Source organism: Plantibacter sp. PA-3-X8, assembly GCF_003856975.1.
Classification (GTDB): domain Bacteria; phylum Actinomycetota; class Actinomycetes; order Actinomycetales; family Microbacteriaceae; genus Plantibacter; species Plantibacter auratus.
Genome location: NZ_CP033107.1, coordinates 522,084 through 540,900 on the forward strand (window position 1 = coordinate 522,084; position 18,817 = coordinate 540,900).

Sequence of the window (18,817 nt, forward strand, 5' to 3'; positions counted from 1 at the left end):
ACCCGGCCACTGCCCTTCGACACGCTCAGGATCCGCGTGTCGAAGTGCCGACCGGCTACAGCTGCGCGGAGAGGCGGAAGATGTTCTCGACGGCCAGCTCGGCGGCGATCGCGTCGCCGGCCTCGACCGCCTCGCGGAGCGCCGGGTAGCCCTGCTCCTTGGCAGCCCAGTCGGTGTTCTCCTCGGTGCGCGTCGCGGAGGACCGGTAGGTGAGGCCGTCGATGATGTCCTTGGTCGCCGCGACGAGCGTGGCGTTCGGGCAGGCGGCGATGAACGCGTCGAAGAGCTCCCAGCTGAGTCGCCCGTGCTCGGCGATGTCGCGCTGCTCGACGACCACGATCACCTGGTTGATCGAGCGGACGAGCGCCTTCTTCTGCGTCGCGCCGAGGCCGGGGACGGTGACGCGGACGACACCGCCGAGCATCGCGCCCAGCGTCTGCATGACCTCGGTGCGCTGCGCCGGGTCGGGCAGGGCGACGCGGGTGTACCGCTGCGCGGCCATCTCGATGAGGCCGACGCGGGCGAGGTCGTTGAGGGCCTCGCGGATCGGCGTGCGGGATATCCCGAGCCAGGACTGCAGTTCGCCGTCGTTGAGGTGCTCGCCGGGCTCGAGGGTGCCGTCGAAGATGGCCGTGCGGATGCGCTCGACGGCGACCTCGCGGAGTGAACGACGCTCGACGGGCGGGTTGGCTGAGGGCACGGGCATGCGGGATCTCCTTCGTCGGCGAATGCTATGCCATCAGCGTACCGAATATCAGCGGATCCACCCGGAGTTGACGGGAGATTCGACGACACCTGACGGGCGGGGTCTCCGCGCGGACATCGCCGGGACGCCCTCCCGCAGGCGGCTAGTCCTGAGGGATCAGCGGGACGATGTCGCGACTCGGCGGCACGACCTCGCCGCTCTTGCTGCCCCCGATGACCTTGCCCTCGGGGCGGTCGTAGACGAGGTCGAACTCGGTCTCATCGGTGCGGACCCAGGCGCCGATCCAGCCGGTCGCCGTCTCGCCGGCCGGTGTCGCCTGGAGGAGCGAGTAGCCGGCGGACGCCATCGGGGCCTTCAGCTCTTCGGGCGTTCCGAGGCCGAGCGTCACGTAGTCGAGGTTGACGGCGCGGGTGGTGACCGAGACCCGGTAGGGGAAGACGCTGCCGCCGTACTCGTCGCCGGCTTCGAGTCGAACCTGGACGAGCATCGGACGCAGGCCGTCGGTGGTGCCTGCGGGCGCCGGGAAGTCCTCGACGATCGCGAGGGCGGTCACCTTCGTGCCGTCGACGTCGTCGGTGAGCGTGTGCTCCTGGAGGGGCGTGCTCGGCGGCTGCGACACCGACGGCGTCGGCGAGGCGGAGGATCGATCCGCGTCCGACGAGGAGCCGGCGGAGCAACCGGTGAGGGCGATGGCAGCGACCGTGAGAGCCGCTGCCAGGGTCGTTCGACGAGAACTGATGCGCATGACTCAATTCTGCCAGACGCGCCCTGGTGCGATTCGTCGCCGGATGGCCGGTCGCGGGTGACGCGGTCGCACGGAGCGGCTATGCGGCGTCTTGGTACCGCGGGGCCGGCGATGCGCACGTTCGCTCCAGCTCCTCAGACGGCGCCACCGAAGTAGACCTCGACCTCTCGGACGGTGCCGTCGACGACACGAGTCGCCTCCATATTGCGGTACGTCTTCCCGTGCACGACGTACTCGTAGCGGTGGAGGACGATGCCGTCGGTCTCGACGATCTGGAGCGTCGCGCCGGGGGTGTCGAAATGGTCGGCGCTCGGGAAGCAGCGTTCCAGCCAGATCATTCGGTCGATGTGGTCGTCCTGCGGGCTCGTGAAGACGAAGTCCGCGTGCATGAGCGCCTCGGCAGCAGCGCGATCCTGCTCGCGGAACGCACGCATGAACGCCAGAACCGTGTCGATCGCCGATGAACGCATGCGGTGATCCTACGCGCGGGCCTGGCGCTGCGGTCGGGGAAGGTGTCCGCGTGGGGCCCTTCCCGGACCGCACCTCGACGACTGCGGAGACTCGTTCCCTGAGCCTGTCGAAGGGCCCACGAGCAACCTCCCCCTCCGCACCTCGACCGGCTCGGCGACCGCGTCACGGCCGGTCCCTGAGCTTGTCGAAGGGCACCCCGAGCAAGCATCAACTGTCGGATAAATACCCAGATCAGGGTCCGATTCGGTGCGCGTTCGAATGTCAGTGGTCCGTGTTTGGATGGATCCATGACCAGCACCGCACCGAACCCGCTCGCCGCCGCCGCGGCCGGGTTCGATGCGGTCTGGCAGGGCGCGCTCGACGCGATCCGTCCGGGCTCGGGTGTCGCGGAGCAGCTCGAGAACATGAACGACGAGGCGATCCTCCGCGTCCTCGACGAGCTCGGTGCCGTGCAGCATGCGGTCGAGGTCCTCGCCGCCCGCGTCACCGGTGCAATCGCGTTGCGCCCGTCGCCTTCCCGCCGCGACGGCACGCTCGTGCGCGCCGCTGGTTACGCGAACCCGGGTGTCATGGTGTCCGAGCGGTGGCGGGTGGCACGCGCCCGCGGCGCGGCGATCGCGGAGGTCGGTGCTGCGATCACCCAGCCGCGCGGGCTGCTCGGCGAGTTGGAGGAGTGCCCGTTCCCGGCGGTCGCTGCCGCCCTCGAACCGGCCGCCAGTCCCGAGTCATCGAACACCGACGCAGTCCCGGATGACACCCGCCCGTCAAGCGATGGCGGCACACCCAGAGCACCCCTGAGCGTCGACGGTGCCGCGGTCATCGTCCGCGAGCTCCGCAACGCCGGCCGCATCTGCACCAAACCCGAACTCCAGGCGGCATCGGTCATCGCGGTCGAGCACGCCGCCCACGCGCCCCTGCACGACGTCACCCGCATCGCCAAACTCGTCCGCACCCGCCTCGACCAAGACGGCCGCGAACCCCGCGACGAACTCCTCCGCCGAGCAGAACGCTGCACCATCCACGAACTCCCCACCGGCATGACCCTCCTCCGCGCCGAACTCGCCCCAGAAAGCGCCGCCTTCATCCGCGCCGGCCTCGACGCCCTCATCGGCGCCACCCACCACAAACCCCACTTCACCCACCCCGACACGGCCGACCCCGCCCACCAACCCGACGGATCCGGTCACCCCATGCCCGACGGACCCACGCTCATCCCCACCGACCGGCGACGCGCCATCGCCCTCACCGAGACCTTCCGACACCTGGCCGGCTGCGGTCGCGCCGCCACCGAACTCACCCCCGTCACCGTCATCATCCGCACCGACCATGACACCCTCGAAACCGGCCTCGGTGCTGCCACCATCGACGGCGTCGACGAACCCATCGGCCCCGGCGCCCTCCGCCGCCTCGCCGCCGACGCCAACCTCATCCCCATGGTGTTGAGCGGCCCCTCCCAGGTCCTCGACCTCGGCACCAGCACCCGCCTGTTCTCCCGCGGACAGAAACTCGCCCTCGCCGAACGCGACGGCGGCTGCGCCTGGACCGGCTGCACCCACCCACCCTCCTTCACCGAAGCCCACCACATCCGATGGTGGTCCCAAGGCGGACCCACCAACCTCGACAACGGCATACTCCTCTGCCCCTTCCACCACCACCGCATCCACGACGACCACTGGACCATCACCATCCAAAACGGCATCCCCTGGTTCATCCCACCCAGCCACATCGACCGCCACCAAACACCCATCCGAGGCGGACGCCTCCACCTCGCCGCCTGAACCCGGGGCACCCCTCTGCCTGCACACCGGCCTGCCCTCCGACAAGCTCAGGGACCGACACGAGAACCACCCTTCGACAAGCTCAGGGACCGAGACGCGAACCGCCCTGCCTCGGACACACTCAGCGACCGACGCCGTCCTCGACAACCCAGCCACCCCGGTCCCTGAGCCTGTCGAAGGGCCCACGAACAACCGTTGAACCTGCCCTTCGACAAGCTCAGGGACCAAGACGCGAACCACCCTGCCTCGGACACGCTCAGCGACCGAAACGGGAACCACCCTTCGACAAGCTCAGGGACCGAGTCGCGAACCGCCCTGCCTCGGACGCGCCCAGCGACCGACGCCGTCCTCGACAGCCCAGCCATCCCGCCCCCTGAGCCTGTCGAAGGGCCCACGAACAACCGTTGAACCTGCCCTTCGACAAGCTCAGGGACCAAGACGCGAACCACCCTGCCTCGGACACGCTCAGCGACCGAAACGGGAACCACCCTTCGACAAGCTCAGGGACCGAGTCGCGAACCGCCCTGCCTCGGACGCGCCCAGCGACCGACGCCGTCCTCGACAGCCCAGCCATCCCGCCCCCTGAGCCTGTCGAAGGGCCCACGAACAACCGTTGAACCTGCCCTTCGACAAGCTCAGGGACCGAGACGGGAACCACCATGCCTCGTACACGCTCAGCGACCGACGCCGTCCTCGACAACCCAGCCACCCCGGTCCCTGAGCCTGTCGACGGACCCACGAGGAACCAACCCACCTGCCCTTCGACAAGCTCAGGGACCTGGGACACCGCCTCGAGGACCGTGGCTGCTGCCTCGGGTGCGGGGCGCCGGGCCGAGGAACGGGATCGAGCCCAGCTCAGGCGCTCGGCGCCGCCGTCGACTCCCGCACGATGAGCTGCGGCACCGAATGCGCCACGCCGACGGAGTCCGCATCGCTCAGCACCTCGAGCAGCGTCGACATGATCGTCCGCCCGAGCGCCGGGAAGTCCTGCCGCATCGTCGTCAGCGGCGGCGCGAAGTGCTCAGCCTCCGGGATGTCATCGAACCCGACGACGCTCACATCACCCGGCACCCGCAGGCCCCGCTCCGACAGCGCGTGGATCACCCCGAGCGCCATCTGGTCGTTCGCCGCGAACACGGCCGTGAACACCTCACCGAGCCGCTCGCCAGACCGCCCGTCGTCATCGTCTCCGACACCGAGGTCCGCCACGAGCTCCCGCCCGAGCCGGAACCCGCTCGCCGGCGTCCAGTCGCCCACCAACGGCTCCCGGGCGACGAGCCCGTGCTCGGACAGCGCGTCACGCCACCCCCGCACCCGCTCCAACGCGTCCACCGAATCCGCCGGACCCGCGAGATGGACGATACGGCGATGCCCCAACCCGACGAGGTGGTCGACGAGGATCCGCGCCCCCTGGTACTGGTCGATGGAGACACGGTGGAACCCGTCCCGACGACTCGACTCGACCGCGACGAGCGGCACCCCGAGCTCGATCCCGCGCACCGCGTCGAGCGCCCCACGATGCGCCGCGATGAGCACGATCGCCTCGACGTTCTGCCGCAGCAGCAACTCGACGGCCTGCCGCAGCGACGCCGGATCCGACTCCAGCATGCTCGCCATGCTCACGGCATACCGGGCATCCCGTGCAGCCTCGTTGAAGCCGAGCGCCGTGCTCGACGGCCCGTAGTCCGGCCCACCGGTCGTGATCAGACCGATCGTGCGTGAACGGCGGGTGACGAGCGACCGTGCGGCCTGCGAGGGCGTGTACCGCAGTTGGGCGATCGCCTGCTCGACCCGTTGCCGCGTCGCGGGGCGCACGTTCGGCAGATCGTTGAGCACCCGCGAGACGGTCTGGTGTGAGACTCCGGCCAGACGCGCCACATCGAAGATCGTCGCGACCCGTGTCTTCTCGTCGTCGTTACCCACCAGCCCCACCGGCTCCCACCTGGCGACGTCCGCACGTCTCGCTGAGAGCAGCGTATCCGTCGATGCGCGGCGTGTTCGCGCTCTCAGCGCACCTCCAGCGGTTCGTCAGGTCCGCCGCGATGGGCACCGCTCCCCATCGCGGGTGGACAGCCGACCTCGGTACCGTGATGGACGAGCCGACGGTCGCGCGGGTGCCGCGTGATCAGCTGCGCGTCGCGACCGACACCCGAAGAGGAGCACACATGATCATCTGGACCCGTTGGGGCATCGTCGTCTTCCTGATCTTCGGGCTCTCCGTCGGCGCCGGCTTCCTCATCAAGGCGATCGTCTCGCCCGACGGCGGATCGGCGCAGTCCGGGGTGTTCGTCGGCATCGGATTCCTGCTCGGCGCCGTCGCGTGCTGGGCCTTCGGGAAGTTCGCGCTGGCGAAGCTTGATGCACCGCGGCCGGTCGTCGTGTGGCAGCAGCTCGCGCAGCCGTACGTCAACGAGCACGGCATCACCGTGAAGCAGGAGGCCGTCCCCGTGCGCCACCCGCAGACCGGCGAGCAGCTCTACAGTCGCCCGAGCTCCACACTCTTCTTCATCCCCGTCCGCTTCTGGGCGTACGTGATCGCCGCACTGGGTGTCGTCACGATCGTCGTGAACGTGGTGCGCGGCTGACGCTCAGCCCTGGCGACCCTTCCACCGCGGGTTCTGCTTGTTGATGACGAACACCCGGCCACGGCGGCGGACGATCTGCGACCCCGGCTTGTCCTTGAGCGACTTGAGTGATGCGCGGACCTTCATGGCGACCTCCTGGTGATCACGATGCGTGCTACCTTGTTGAGAACGATTCTCAACAGAACGCACTGTAGCACCCATCGACCAGGAGAACCCGCCGTGACCACGCCTCGCATCCCGCTGACCGTGACGCTCGTCCTCGGCACCTGTCCGCCGGAGCGTCGCACCGTCGCCCGACAGGTCGCCGGAAGGTCCGCGGCGCTCGTCACGATCGAGCGGCAAGACGACGCCGAGAGTGCCCACCCTGACATCGACGACGCGATCGACGCCGTCGCGCGACACCCGCTCGCTCCCCGGCACCTCGTCCTCGATTGCGGGAGCACGGTCCGCCCGGTCGACGCGGTCTCCGCCGTCCTCGGGCACCGCGACACGGCCGTCCTGGACGCCGTCGTGACCGTCGTCGACGCAGCCCATCTCCTGCACGACCTCCAGGACGACGAGTACGTCACCCACGACGAGGACGGCGATACGGCGTACACCGCGCGGTCGATGATCACCGTGGAGCAGCTCGAGTACGCGGACACCATCGCCGTCGCCGGCCGACGTGGCGTCACTCACGAGCGGCTCGCGGTGCTCCTCGCGCTCCTCAGCCACCTCAACCCGACGGCACTGACGCGGATGGTCGAGCCGGTCGCGGCCCGACCGCGCGCCACACCCGGCACTCCGGCGACCGCGAGCAACCGTGAGCCGCTCGCCCGCTACCGCGACTCCCCGTTCGAACTGGACCGCTTCAGCACGTCCCCCGGGTGGATCGCGACGCTGAACGGCGAGCACCGGCCGTGGGTGGATCACGAGCGCGTGACCACCCTGCGGTTCGACAGCCCCCGACCGATGCACCCGGAACGACTCCTCGCGTGCTTCGACGGACCGATCGAGGCGGGGCGGTTCGGCCAGGTCATCCGTACGGCGGGGTTCCTCGTCCTCGCGACGCGCGCCTCCCGCGTCGGCGTCCTCCAACACGTCGGCACGATGATCGATCTGGAACCCACGTCGTTCGAGACGAACGACCCCGGCGCACCGCTCGGTCAGGAGCTCGTCGTCACCGGGATCGACCTCGACGAGGTCGCCATCTCCGCTGCCCTGCACGCCTGCACCCTGACGGATGAGGAACTCCTCGCCGGGCCGGCGGCGTGGGCGCACTACCCGGACGCCTTCACGCCATGGAGCACCACCCACGAACACTGAGCGGCCGGCCCGTCAACTGCCCGAAACGGTTCGGATCCCGGTCGATGTCGTGCAGGTTTGGGCGGCTCAGTGGATCCGCGCGCTCACCCACTCCTCGCGGACGAACCGCACGAACTGCTCGACGGCCGGCGACACCGCCCGGGCACGGCTGGTGGCGACACCGATCACCCGGACCGCCTCGTCGTCGAGCGGGACGAGCACGACGCCCTCCATGCTCGTGGAATCGGGGAGGACCGCGATCCCGACCCCGGCGCGTACGAGACCACGGAGCGTCGACAGCTCGGACACCTCCATCGTCACGCGGGGCACGACGCCATGCCTCGCGAAGTACGCGTCCGCGATCTGCCGGAGCCCCGAGTCCGTCGTCATCGCGAGGAACTCCGTCTGCTCGAGGTCGGACGCAGCCAACGACGTCCGATCGGCGAGCGCATGCCCGACCGGCACGCCGAGCGCGAGCCGCTCGGAGGTGAGCGGACGCCACTCGATGTCCGGATCCCGCGGTTCCGGGCTGAGGAAGGCGACGTCGGCCGAGCCGGAGCGGAGCGCGTCCAGCACGCTGTCGGCCTTCCCGCCGTCGAGGACGAACCGGATGTCCGGCAGCAGCTGGCGGTACTCGCTCACGATGCGCGGAATGAGCCAGCCACCGAGGGACGAGACGTAGGCGATGGACACGAGTCCGGCCGAGGGGTCGCGGAGCTCGTCGATCCGCGACTGCGCATTGTCGAGCTCGGTCTGCGCCCGCAGCGCGTGCACGAGGAGGATCTCGCCGTAGCGGTTGAGTTCGAGCCGGCTGCGGTGGCGATCGAACAACTCGACCCCGGCGTCCGCCTCGAGCCGACCGATCGCCCGCGTGAGCGTCGACTGGGAGATACCGAGCGCCTCAGCGGCGTACGGGACGTGACCGTCTTCGGCGAGCGCCCGAAGGTACGCGAGTTCGTCGATCCTCATGCCCTCATGATGCCGCACGGGCGAGCCCGGCTGGGGCGGCACCTCGACAAGCTCGGTGACCGGGGCGCCCTAGCGTGGTGCAGTGATCCGCAGACCGCGACCGAGCCAGGCGGCGACCGGCGCCCTCCTCGTCCTGGCCGGACTCGTCTGCCAGGAGCTCGGCGCGTCGATCGCGGTCACGCTGTTCCCGCAGGTCGGTCCGATCGGCATGGTGACGCTGCGGCTCGTGTTCGCCGCGCTCATCCTGCTGGCCGTCGCCCGCCCGGCCCTGGGCGGACACCCGAGGAGCGCCTGGGGATCGGCGGTCGGCTTCGGGCTCGTCCTCGCCGCGATGAACGTCTGCTTCTACCTGGCACTGGACCGCATCCCGCTCGGCCCGGCGGTGACCCTCGAGATCCTCGGCCCGCTGGCGCTCAGCGTCATCGCGGGTCGTCGATGGACGAGCGCGCTCTGGGCGGGCGTCGCCCTCGTCGGCGTCCTCCTCCTCGGCGGGGGGCTCCTCCACAGCGGACCGACGGCCGCACTCGACCCGCTCGGCGTCATCCTCGCGCTCGCCGCCGGCGCCCTCTGGATCGGCTACATCCTGCTGTCGGCGCGGACGGGGACGGAGTTCCCCGGCTTGAACGGTCTGGCGATCGCCGCCGCTATCGGCGCCCTCGTGACCATCCCGCTCGCCGCGACGACCGCCGGCACCGCTTTGTTCGATCCCGTCATCCTCCTGCTCGGGCTGGGTGTCGCCGCACTCTCGTCGGCCGTGCCGTACGCGCTGGAGTTCGTCGCCCTCCGACGACTCAGCGCCGCGACCTTCTCGATCCTGCTCGCGTCCGCGCCGGCCATCGCCGCGATCGCCGGACTCCTCGTGCTCGGGCAGGAGCTCACGACACCGCAGTGGCTCGGCATCGCCTGCGTGGTCGGTGCCGGAATCGGCGCCGTGCTCTCAGCTCGGCGCGGTCGCGCACCCGAGGTGCAGCCGAGCATCGCGCCGAGCTGATCGTCAGGTCAGGAAGCGGCGAAGCGGGCGTGCACCCGGGAGGACACGGTGATGTCCTCCGGCTTCAGGTCGAGGCCGGTATCGCCGGCGGGTGCGGCGGCCCCGCGCATCATCGGCGCCGCGGTCTGGGTCCCCGAGGTGCGGGTCTCGTCACCCAGCATGCCGGGATCGGCCAGCGCAACAGGCCGCACGGTGCCCAGCCCGAGGCTCCGCGCGTAGGCGGTCGCGCGGTCCACGGCGTCGCGGACGGCGTTGTGCTGGGCCTCGGCCGTGATGCGGTGCTTCGTCGCCTCGGTGAGCGCCCACGTGACACCCGTCACCGTGACGCCGTCCTGGACCGCGATCTCCTCGGCCCAGCGGGCCAGCGCCTGGAGGTCGGCGAACTTCACCTCGAGCGCGACCGACGCATGGTGCACGAGCGGCAACTGCTTCCCGTCCTTGTTCCACGGCCGCTCACTCCACACCCGCAGCCGGTCGGCCGACCACCAGGTCACGGCCGACTGCGCGCGGAACTGCTCCGCCGTCTGGCTGAGCGCCCGGTGCAGCGCGGTGGTCCGGGAGACGACGGGCTCACGTTCCGGCCCCTGGAACCCCGCCGAGATGAGGACGGTCCCACGCTCAGCCGGGTGGTGGTAGTCGAAGCGGCCCTCGACGGTGATGATCGTTTCGCTCATACCCGGCACTCTATCCCGCGACGGCGGCTACGCTCTGGACCATGACGGACGGCGGAACCTGGGCGGATCGACGACGTGGACGGCAGCGGGACGCACACGGTCCGGCGGGACGTGGGCTGCCGCCCGGCGACGTCGAGACGGTCGCGAAGTACCTCAAGGAGCGCGTCCACGCGACCTTCACCGGCCTCGCGATCGTCCTCGTGCTGGCGGCGAACGTGGAGCACCACGACGCGCCGGATGCGCTCTTCTCGCTCGTCATCGGCGTGGTCGGCATCACCCTCGCCGGCCTGGTCGCCGAGATGATCGCGCACCTCGCCGCCCACGGCGCGTTCCCCGACGAGCGCGGGTGGCACTCCATGCTCCGGATCGCGTGGGGCTCGCTCCTCACCGTCGCGACCCCCACCATCCTGCTCGTGCTCGCCGTGTTCGACGTCATGGAACTCGAGACGTCCCTCCGCGTGTCCGCGATCGTCTACCTCGTCACTCTCGGGCTCAGCGGGTGGGTCGCCGTCCGGCGCGCCCGGCTGTCCGTCTGGCAACAGCTCATCGCGCTCGCGGCCCTCGTGCTCCTGGGTGTCGTCGTCATCGGCGTGCAGGTCCTGGCTCACGGCTGAATCGCGGACGCGAGCTCGGACGCCGTCGGAAATGCCGGAGCGGTCGACGGCGTTGCAGAGCACGTGAGCACTCCGGAGACCGTCGACGTCGTCGTGATCGGCGCGGGTCAAGCCGGGCTGTCGGCCGCGTACCACCTGCATCGCCGCGGATTCGTCCCGCTGGGCACCACCGAGGCCGCGACCGCAGCACGCACCTTCGTCGTCCTCGACGCGAACGACGCCCCGGGCGGCGCCTGGCAGCACCGATGGCGGTCGCTCACCATGTCGACCGTCAACGGGATCTACGACCTGCCCGGCATGCCGAAGCCCGAGCTCGATCCCGCCTCGCCGAGTGTCGACGTCATCCCGCCGTACTTCGCGGCGTTCGAGGAGCGTTTCGCCCTCGCAGTCCGCCGCCCGGTGCAGGTCCGCGCCGTCCGCCGCGAGGACGACGACCCGCACGGTCGACTCCTCGTCGAGACCGCGGCGAGCGCCGACTCCTCGGGCGCTGACTCTTCTGGCACCGACTCCCCCGCCGCCGTGTTCCGGGCGCGGGCGGTCGTGAACGCGACGGGCACCTGGACGAAACCGTTCTGGCCCGCGTACCCGGGACGGGAACACTTCGCCGGACGCCAGCTGCACGTGGCCGACTACGTCTCCGCTGACGAGTTCCGCGGCCAACGCGTCGTCGTCGTCGGTGCCGGCATCTCGGCCATCCAGCTGCTCGAGGAGATCTCGCGGGTGGCGGAGACGGTGTGGATGACACGACGCGAACCGGAGTGGGTGGAGGACGACTTCGACACCGCCGCCCGGGTGGAGGCGATCAAGGGTGTCGAGGAACGCGTGCGCCAAGGCCTCCCACCGGGCAGCGTGATCTCCGTGACGGGGATGCACTGGACGCCGTGGGCGCGAGCGGCCGAGGCGCGCGGTGTCCTGGTGCGTCAGCCGATGTTCCGCCGCATCGAGGAGCACGGGGTCGTCCTCGCCGACGGCTCGTTCCTCCCGGTCGACGCCATCCTCTGGGCCACCGGGTTCCGAGCGGCGCTCGACCACCTCGCACCGCTCGGCATCCGACTGCCCGGGGGCGGTATCCGGATCGACGGCACCAGGGCGGCCGACGAGCCGCGGGTGCACCTCATCGGGTACGGCCCCTCAGCGTCGACGGTCGGCGCGAACCGGGCCGGGCGGGCGGCGGTCATGGCGATCCTCGCCGACCTCGACGCCGCCGTCCCTGTCTCACACCGCTGACCCCGTCACTGCACCGCGACGGGGATCGGCACGGCGGGAGCCCGCTCGGAGCGCACGAAGCCGATCCCGAGCAGGATGCAGACTCCACCGAGGAGCTGCGCGAGCGACAGCTGCTCCCCCAGGAGGATCCAGGCGAACCCGGTCGCCGCGACCACCTCGAGGAGGCCCGCGAAGGAGGCCAGTCGGGAGCCGAGCATCTGACTCGCGGTGATGCTCGCCGCATAGGCGACGGCCGTCGACACCACCCCGACGAACAGGAGCGGCACCCACCACACGACGTCGGTGCCGAGCACCGTGACGTCGGCGTCGGAGGTCGTGAACGGCACGCCGACGAGCCCCGCGAGCCACAGACTGAGCGCCCCGATGAGCAGACCGATGGCGGCGAACGCCACCGGAGGCAACCCCTTCGCCGGCCGCGCTGAGATGACGTAGTACGCGGCGCAGCCCACCATCGCGAGGATGGCGAACAGCAGGCCGACCGGGTCGAGCGTCGAGCCACCGCTCGGAGCGACGACGAGCACGAGCCCGACGAGCGACACGACGGAGCCGACGAGCACGACCGTCGCAGGACGACGTCGGGTCAGCACCCATGCGACGGCGACGAGCAGCAGCGGTGCCATGTACTCGACGAGGATCGCGGTCCCGACGGCGATGGTCTGCAGCGCCGCGAAGTAGACGAGCTGCGTCGCCGCCACCCCGATGAGGCCCATGCCGAGCAGTCGCCAGCGTCCACGCCAGACCGCGTCCCAGCGACCGCGGAGCGCGATGAGGGCGAACGGGGCGAGCACCAGGCCACCGATCAGGGCACGGACGGTGACCGCGGCAGCGGGACTCCACCCCGATGCGAGCACCGGTTTGATGAATGCTCCGGAGGTGCCGAACGCGACCGCGGCGAGTACCGCGACGAGCAGACCGACCGTGGTCGAGGACGTGTGCTTCATGGGTGTCTCCAGCTGCCGCGAGTGGGGCCGGCAGAAGAGGTGGACGCCCGGCTGAGATGAAGCTACTCTCGGAGAGAGTAAGGAGTCAACTTGCATTTTGCCCCTGACACCGAGGATGCGCTGCTCTTCGCCGCGCTGCTCGTGAACACCCGCGCATCGGCGTCCCGGAGCGGACTCGACGAGCTCGCGACACCGCCACAACTCGTCGAGCTCCTGCGGGTCATTCGGTACTCGGGTCGGGTCGACGGCGATGAGCCCGAGCGGACCGCGGTGGCCAGGCTCCGGGAACGGATCCACGCACTCTGGGCCTCCGACGCGGACGCCCCGGACACCCGCGACCGCGCCGTCACCGAGATCAACGCGATGCTCCGGGAGTCCGCCGCGCTCCCCCAGCTGCGCCGCCACGACGGCTTCGACTGGCACCTCCACGCCACCGAGTTCGACGCACCGCTCGTCGACCGCGTCCAGACCGAGATCGCCATGGCACTCGTCGACGTCGTCCGGTCCGACGCCTGGGACCGCCTGCGGCTCTGCGCCGCCGAGGATTGCGACGGCCTGCTCGTCGACCTGTCCCGCAACGGTTCGAAACGCTACTGCTCCGTCCGCTGCAGCAACCGCGTCAACACGATCGCGTTCCGCGCGCGGGCGCAGTAGCGGTCGTCAGCAGGCCCGGACGACGCTCACGACCGCGCGCTCGTCACATCCCAGAGATGGTGCACCGGGTCGTGGATGAAGTAGCGGCCGAGGGTCTCGGTCGTGAAGCGCGCGCCGTCGCTCCGTCGACCCGTCCGCGTGAGCGCCTCGTCCGGTACCCGCTCGAACGCTGCCGCGAGCACCGTCGCGGCCTCGACCAGCTCCGCCGACACCCGGTTCGGGTCCTGCTCGCCGTAGCGCTCCTCGAGAGCCGTCGCGTCCTGGTCCCAGTTCTCGAACGCGGGATCGTCTTCGTCGAGGACGAGCCGCAGCCGGACGTCGAAGATGCGGAACACGTCCCGCACGTGGGCCGCGTACTCGAGCGGCGACCAGGTCTGCGGGTCGGGCCGCTCCCGGACGTCGGCACGCTCCAGCACCGCCGGCCACGCGGCGGCGTTCTCCAGGATCAACCCGGGGAGGTCCCGGAACCCGAACCGCGACGTGTCCATCCCGCACTCGGGACAGGCGCGCTCGAGGACCCAGGTCCAGTTCTTCGTGTCCGGGACGATGGTGTCGTCCTCGGGGGTGTTCGTCGTCATGGGTTCACTCTAGGAAGCGGCACGGCCCAGCGCCCTCGCGAAAGCGTCATCGTGCCGCGATCCGCCGCCACGCTCACCCGCTGGCGGCACCGTGCCGATGCCTCCGCTACCCGGCGGGGGCGACCGGCGGGGCGCACACCATCGCCGAGGCGGCGAGCTGCTCCGCCATCTGCTGCCCGGACCACGGGAGTGCGATCTCGGGGGCCTTCTGGCCGCTCGCCGGTGCCGCCTTCGCACCGATCGAGGCGAGCTGCATCGCGAGCGTCTGCGCGAAGCCCGCACCGAGCGTCGAGTTGTTGAGCATGACGACGACCGTCAGTCCGGAGGTCGGGTCGGAGAAGGCCGCCGAGAGCGAGCCGGGGATCGCGCCGGCCTGCCCCCGGAGGGGACCGACCTGCAACCCGCCCACACCGAAGCTCTTCCAGGTCGGCTCAGCCTCGCCGAGCGAGACGGGGTCCTTCCACTGCTTCTTGAAGGTGCTGTCGTTCAGCAGCGAGCCGGACGCGAATGATTGGGTGAACTTCCGCAGATCGTCGACCGAGGAGACGACGCCACCGGCGGTCCACACCATCGAGGGCGACAGCTCGGTCTCGTCCGTCGGTGCGTCGCACTGGTAGGTGCCGTCCGCGATGCGCGGCGTCAGGTACCCCTTGGGATGCGACCCCGGAAGCTCGACGGTGGAGGCGTCGGGGAAGCTGGACTTCGACATGCCGAGCGGCGAGAAGACGTAGTGGTCGTACAGGGACTGCCAGGACTGACCGGTCAGCTCCTCGAGCGCCATGCCGAGCAGGATGTACCCGGTGTCGCTCGAACCGAAGAGTGCCCCCGGAGCCGTCCGGGTCCCGCTCGCGAGGCCGTTCGCGAGGATCTCGGCCATCGACCAGTTGCGGGTCGGGTTGGTGGTGAACTGGGTGTTGAGCGCGGGCGTGTAGGTACCGAGCCCCGACGTGCCCTGGCACAGCTGCTGGTAGGTGATGCCCTCGATGCCCTGAACCTGCGGGAGCGTCTTGTGGACCTGGTCGGTGAGCTTGATCTTGCCCTCGTCGACGAGCTCGAGGAGCACGGTGCAGGTCATCGGGCGCGTGGTGTCGCCGATGCGGTAGACCATGGACGGGTCCATCTTGGTCTTGCCACCCGGCTCGGTCGTGCCGACGCCGGCCGTGAAGCTCCCGGCCCACGGCGCCCAGACGCCGACGATGGCGCCGGAGGATCCGGACTGGGCGACAGCGGCCTCGACCGCCGCCGTGATGGCGTCGGTCGTGTCGCTCGCGAGCGTGCCGCTGACCTGGTCGGGGAAGTCGGTGTCGGACACCGAGGGGCCCGAGCAGCCGACGAGCACCGTCGCGAGGGTCGCCGCGGTAAGGAGTGCGGCGAGACGCCGGCGCCTCGGAGCTGTTGCAGTCAAGTCATCCCCCTGATGAGCGGCCTGCGGAGCTGCAGACTGTTCCCGATTGTAACCGGGCGCGGCTGAGAGCTGCGGTCGCACGCCGCGTGCCGGTCACTCGGGCGGCGGACCTGGTGCGGGGCCCGTCGATGGTGTTCCCTGGAGAGGTGACCTCGAACGCCTTCCCCCAGACCACCGTCGACGCCGTCCTGGCACACATGAACGGCGACCACCCCGACGACAACGTGCTCATCGTGCGCGCCTTCCTGGAACCGGCAGCCGAAGCCGCCACCATGATCGCGCTGGACGGGACGGGTGGCGAGTGGACCTGGACGGTCGACGGCACCGCCGCGGGTGGGCGGGTGCCCTGGCCCGCCGGCACCATCACCGAGCGCGGCGAGATCCGACGCGAGGTCGTCGCACTCTACGACGCCGCGTGCGCCCGTCTGGGCGTGGAGCCACGCCCGCACGACTGGGCGACGGCCGCCCTCGGCCGTCGACCGCCGATGACCACCTCAGGTGACCAAACCGTCGACGCCCGCACCTCCGAACTCCTCAACGCCCCGAGACGATTCGCGGCACGAAGGATCAGGAGGCATTCCCATGCGTCATTCACCCAACCGTCTGCTCGCGACCGTCTTCGGCGCGGTCTACGTGGTCGTCGGACTCCTCGGCGGGATCGTCGCGGGCGGCCTGCCGTTCCTCACCACCGAGGGCGGTCTCCTCCTCGGGGTCTTCGAGGTCAACCCGCTGCACAACATCGCGCACGTCCTCATCGGCGCGGCACTGCTCATCGCCGGGCTCTCGAACGTCGTCGCAGCCAAGACCGTCAACACGGTGATCGGCGGGTTCTACCTCCTGCTCGGTGTCGTCGGATTCTTCATCGTGGGCTCCGCGCTCAACATCCTCGCGCTCAACACGGCCGACCACTTCCTCCACCTCGCGAGCGCCGTGGTGCTGCTCGGTGCCGGACTGGCTGCGGACAAGCGCACGCACCGGGTGGCGACGGCCTGACATGTCGCTCTCCGTCGAGCGTCAGGACGTCCGAGCGGGAGGCGACACCGCGGTCCGCACCGGTACGACGTCGATCTCGAACAGCCTGCTCGCGATGTGCGCGCTCGGCGCCGGTCTCGTGCTGATCGCGACCGGCGCCGGGTCCTCCCCCGTGGGCGCGATCCCGCTCGTCACCCTGGGCGTCGCCGCACTGCTGTGGTCCGTCGTGGTCCTCGTCCGCGACCGGGTGCCGGGCCTCCGAGCGTCCTTCGCCGGCACGGTGGGCACGGTCGTCGTCTGGGTGGCGCTGTACGGACTCGCCTCCCTCGGTGTCACGACCGTGCCGCCGTTCCTGCCGACCCTCTCGTCCACGGTCCTGCTGCTCATCGTCGCCGGGGTGCTCGCACGGCGGCTCCGGCGGGTCACCCTCGCCTCGACGGCGCCGGACGAACTCGAGCTCGACGCCCTGCTGACGCGAGCGAGCCGTCGGCGACGTCGCGAGCCGAGCACCGGACGGTACGTGCTCACCCTGCTCGCCGGGGCAGCGGTCGTGGCGGCGATCACCACACCGGCACTGGCCCAGACCAACGCCGGTGCGTTCGCGGTTCCGCACGGTTCCCTGCACAGCAGCCACTGATTCCCTCCACAGCGACAGATCCACCCTCCCGTTCACGAGCCCTGCCCGTTACACTTAGGCAACCCTTACCGAACCAGCCGACGCGGAGTCCGACATGAGCACTGTGATCCCCTTCTCCCAGGCCCTGCGCGAGCGCACATCCTCCGGCCACTCCTCCAGCGAGGGGGCGGACTTCATGAGCGACCTCATGACCGGGAAGGGTTCGAAGGAGGACTACGTCGCCCTCGTCGCGCAGCACTTCTTCATCTACGAGGCCCTCGAGGCCGCAGCCGACCGCATGCGCGCCGATGCCGTCGCCGCTCCGTTCATCAGCGACAAGCTGACGCGGCTCCCCGCCATCGTGCAGGACCTCGAGTTCCTCATCGGTCCGGACTGGCGCGAACAGATCACCCCACTCCCCACCACTGCCCGGTACGTGGCACGGATCAACGAGGTCGGCGCCGTCTGGCCCGGCGGCTTCGTCGCGCACCACTACACCCGGTACCTCGGCGACCTCTCGGGCGGGCAGATCATCCGCACGCTCATGCAGCGTCAGTTCGGCTTCGACACCAACGGCGTCGGCTTCTACCTCTTCGGCGACATCGCGAAGCCGCGCGAGTTCAAGGACACCTACCGCGAGCAGCTCGACGCCGTCCCGTGGGACGACGAGGAGCAGGCCCGCGTGATCGACGAGGTCATGGTGGCGTACCGCTTCAACACCGACCTCTTCCGCGACCTCGCGACCGCGAAGGCCGCAGCGACCGACGTCGCCTGATCCGTCCGTCTCAGCTTTCGGCCGGGTGCCGCGCGGTCGGCGAAACGCCCCTCCCGCGTGTCGCTCGCGCGGCGTAGCATCTCGGGCATGGACGTCATCCTCGTACCCGGCTTCTGGCTCGACGCATCGTCGTGGAGTGCGGTCACACCCCCGCTCGAGGCAGCCGGCCACCGGGTCCGACCGCTCACCCTCCCCGGTCTCGAGAGCGTCAGTGCCGACCGCGCCGGCATCGGCCTGCGCGACCACGTCGACGCCGTGGTCGCCGAGATCGACTCCGGCACCGAGCCAGTCGTGCTCGTCGGGCATTCCGGCGGCGGCGCCATCATCTCCGCCGCGATCGACGCCCGCCCTGACCGCGTCGTCCGCGCCGTGTACGTCGACTCGGGTCCGCTCGCCGACGGCGCGTGCATCAACGAGGAACTCCCCTCGTCGGGTTCCGATATCCCACTGCCCGACTGGACGGTGTTCGACGCGGAGGACCTCGTCGACCTGGACGAGGGGCTCCGCGAGCAATTCCGGGCCAGGGCCGTCCCGCAACCGAAGGGCGTCGCCGTCGACCGACAGCAGCTCTCCGACGACGACCGCCGCCTGTCCGTCCCGGCGACGGTGGTCGCGTGCGAGTTCTCGTCTGAGATGCTCCGCGGCCTGATGGAACGGGGCCACCCGTACGTCGCGGAACTGGCACGGCTGCGCGACGTCGAGTTCGTCGACCTGCCGACGGGCCACTGGCCGCAGTTCACGAAGCCGGCCGAGCTCGGCGCGATCCTGCTCCGGGCCGTCGACCGCACCTGACGTCTGCTCAACCCACGACCAGGCTGGTCAGCGCGAAGCG

21 protein-coding genes and 1 pseudogene are annotated in these 18,817 nt (G+C 70.4%); 12 read left to right on the forward strand and 10 right to left on the reverse strand.

Annotation, left to right across the window (positions count from 1 at the left end):
* Window positions 1-55: 55 nt before the first annotated feature.
* The 3 genes from EAO79_RS02550 to EAO79_RS02560 all read right to left on the reverse strand — a co-directional run bounded on the left by EAO79_RS02550 (window position 56) and on the right by EAO79_RS02560 (window position 1,921).
* Window positions 56-706, reverse strand: a complete 651-nt coding sequence (locus EAO79_RS02550; RefSeq protein ID WP_124767670.1) for a GntR family transcriptional regulator — start codon at window positions 704-706, stop codon at window positions 56-58.
* A 142-nt stretch (window positions 707-848) separates the two neighbouring features.
* Complete coding sequence (locus tag EAO79_RS02555) at window positions 849-1,451, reverse strand: hypothetical protein (RefSeq protein ID WP_124767671.1); 603 nt, start codon at window positions 1,449-1,451, stop codon at window positions 849-851.
* 134 nt (window positions 1,452-1,585) lie between these two features.
* Window positions 1,586-1,921: a nuclear transport factor 2 family protein gene (locus EAO79_RS02560; RefSeq protein WP_124767672.1), complete on the reverse strand. Its 336-nt coding sequence runs from the start codon at window positions 1,919-1,921 to the stop codon at window positions 1,586-1,588.
* A gap of 288 nt (window positions 1,922-2,209) precedes the next feature.
* Here EAO79_RS02560 and EAO79_RS19495 point away from each other — a divergent pair, with 288 nt between their 5' ends.
* Window positions 2,210-3,700: an HNH endonuclease signature motif containing protein gene (locus EAO79_RS19495; RefSeq protein WP_124767673.1), complete on the forward strand. Its 1,491-nt coding sequence runs from the start codon at window positions 2,210-2,212 to the stop codon at window positions 3,698-3,700.
* A gap of 855 nt (window positions 3,701-4,555) precedes the next feature.
* Here the strand turns inward: EAO79_RS19495 and EAO79_RS02570 are convergent.
* Window positions 4,556-5,623 carry a LacI family DNA-binding transcriptional regulator gene (locus EAO79_RS02570; RefSeq protein WP_124767674.1) on the reverse strand — a complete coding sequence of 356 codons (1,068 nt, stop codon included), beginning with the start codon at window positions 5,621-5,623 and terminating at the stop codon, window positions 4,556-4,558.
* A 242-nt stretch (window positions 5,624-5,865) separates the two neighbouring features.
* On the opposite strand from EAO79_RS02570, the gene EAO79_RS02575 reads away from it, so the two are divergent.
* Window positions 5,866-6,285: a hypothetical protein gene (locus tag EAO79_RS02575; RefSeq protein WP_064294781.1), complete on the forward strand. Its 420-nt coding sequence runs from the start codon at window positions 5,866-5,868 to the stop codon at window positions 6,283-6,285.
* Between the two features lie 3 nt (window positions 6,286-6,288).
* Here the strand turns inward: EAO79_RS02575 and ykgO are convergent, their stop codons facing one another.
* Window positions 6,289-6,411, reverse strand: coding sequence for a type B 50S ribosomal protein L36 (gene ykgO / locus EAO79_RS02580; RefSeq protein ID WP_079707423.1), 123 nt, complete (start codon window positions 6,409-6,411; stop codon window positions 6,289-6,291).
* 93 nt (window positions 6,412-6,504) lie between these two features.
* Between ykgO and EAO79_RS02585 the strand changes: the two genes are divergently transcribed.
* Window positions 6,505-7,590, forward strand: a complete 1,086-nt coding sequence (locus tag EAO79_RS02585) for a GTP-binding protein (RefSeq protein WP_124767675.1) — start codon at window positions 6,505-6,507, stop codon at window positions 7,588-7,590.
* A 66-nt stretch (window positions 7,591-7,656) separates the two neighbouring features.
* On the opposite strand, the gene EAO79_RS02590 is transcribed toward EAO79_RS02585, so the two are convergent.
* On the reverse strand, window positions 7,657-8,538 hold the full coding sequence (locus EAO79_RS02590) for a LysR family transcriptional regulator (protein ID WP_079707425.1): 882 nt from the start codon (window positions 8,536-8,538) through the stop codon (window positions 7,657-7,659).
* 82 nt (window positions 8,539-8,620) lie between these two features.
* Between EAO79_RS02590 and EAO79_RS02595 the strand changes: the two genes are divergently transcribed.
* A complete protein-coding gene (locus tag EAO79_RS02595; protein WP_241160966.1) occupies window positions 8,621-9,529 on the forward strand; it encodes a DMT family transporter in 909 nt (302 codons plus the stop codon).
* An 8-nt stretch (window positions 9,530-9,537) separates the two neighbouring features.
* On the opposite strand, the gene EAO79_RS02600 is transcribed toward EAO79_RS02595, so the two are convergent.
* Window positions 9,538-10,203 carry an SIMPL domain-containing protein gene (locus tag EAO79_RS02600; protein ID WP_124767676.1) on the reverse strand — a complete coding sequence of 222 codons (666 nt, stop codon included), beginning with the start codon at window positions 10,201-10,203 and terminating at the stop codon, window positions 9,538-9,540.
* 41 nt (window positions 10,204-10,244) lie between these two features.
* On the opposite strand from EAO79_RS02600, the gene EAO79_RS02605 reads away from it, so the two are divergent.
* Both EAO79_RS02605 and EAO79_RS02610 read left to right on the forward strand, forming a co-directional pair.
* Window positions 10,245-10,817 (forward strand): hypothetical protein, encoded by a 573-nt coding sequence (locus EAO79_RS02605; protein ID WP_124767677.1) that lies wholly within the window; start codon window positions 10,245-10,247, stop codon window positions 10,815-10,817.
* 63 nt (window positions 10,818-10,880) lie between these two features.
* Window positions 10,881-12,044 carry an FAD-dependent oxidoreductase gene (locus tag EAO79_RS02610; protein WP_124767678.1) on the forward strand — a complete coding sequence of 388 codons (1,164 nt, stop codon included), beginning with the start codon at window positions 10,881-10,883 and terminating at the stop codon, window positions 12,042-12,044.
* Between the two features lie 5 nt (window positions 12,045-12,049).
* On the opposite strand, the gene EAO79_RS02615 is transcribed toward EAO79_RS02610, so the two are convergent.
* Window positions 12,050-12,985, reverse strand: coding sequence for a DMT family transporter (locus EAO79_RS02615; RefSeq protein ID WP_079707429.1), 936 nt, complete (start codon window positions 12,983-12,985; stop codon window positions 12,050-12,052).
* Window positions 12,986-13,075: 90 nt separating this feature from the next.
* Between EAO79_RS02615 and EAO79_RS02620 the strand changes: the two genes are divergently transcribed.
* A complete protein-coding gene (locus EAO79_RS02620) occupies window positions 13,076-13,639 on the forward strand; it encodes an ABATE domain-containing protein (protein WP_124767679.1) in 564 nt (187 codons plus the stop codon).
* 26 nt (window positions 13,640-13,665) lie between these two features.
* Here EAO79_RS02620 and EAO79_RS02625 read toward each other — a convergent pair whose 3' ends face one another.
* Together EAO79_RS02625 and EAO79_RS02630 are read right to left on the reverse strand one after the other, a co-directional pair.
* Window positions 13,666-14,217 carry a DinB family protein gene (locus EAO79_RS02625; protein WP_124767680.1) on the reverse strand — a complete coding sequence of 184 codons (552 nt, stop codon included), beginning with the start codon at window positions 14,215-14,217 and terminating at the stop codon, window positions 13,666-13,668.
* A 106-nt stretch (window positions 14,218-14,323) separates the two neighbouring features.
* Complete coding sequence (locus tag EAO79_RS02630; protein ID WP_164486876.1) at window positions 14,324-15,622, reverse strand: serine hydrolase; 1,299 nt, start codon at window positions 15,620-15,622, stop codon at window positions 14,324-14,326.
* 197 nt (window positions 15,623-15,819) lie between these two features.
* Between EAO79_RS02630 and EAO79_RS19280 the strand changes: the two are divergent.
* The 5 genes and pseudogenes from EAO79_RS19280 to EAO79_RS02655 form a co-directional block, all read left to right on the forward strand.
* Window positions 15,820-15,966: pseudogene (locus EAO79_RS19280) on the forward strand (DUF2470 domain-containing protein); the annotation flags it as partial.
* Between the two features lie 238 nt (window positions 15,967-16,204).
* Entirely contained in the window at window positions 16,205-16,615 is a 411-nt protein-coding gene (locus EAO79_RS02640) for a DUF4383 domain-containing protein (RefSeq protein WP_124767682.1), read from the forward strand.
* Between the two features lies 1 nt (window position 16,616).
* Window positions 16,617-17,231 (forward strand): hypothetical protein, encoded by a 615-nt coding sequence (locus tag EAO79_RS02645; protein WP_124767683.1) that lies wholly within the window; start codon window positions 16,617-16,619, stop codon window positions 17,229-17,231.
* Window positions 17,232-17,325: 94 nt separating this feature from the next.
* Complete coding sequence (locus tag EAO79_RS02650) at window positions 17,326-17,985, forward strand: heme oxygenase (biliverdin-producing) (RefSeq protein ID WP_124767684.1); 660 nt, start codon at window positions 17,326-17,328, stop codon at window positions 17,983-17,985.
* 87 nt (window positions 17,986-18,072) lie between these two features.
* Entirely contained in the window at window positions 18,073-18,777 is a 705-nt protein-coding gene (locus EAO79_RS02655) for an alpha/beta fold hydrolase (RefSeq protein WP_124767685.1), read from the forward strand.
* The last annotated feature ends 40 nt before the right edge of the window (window positions 18,778-18,817 follow it).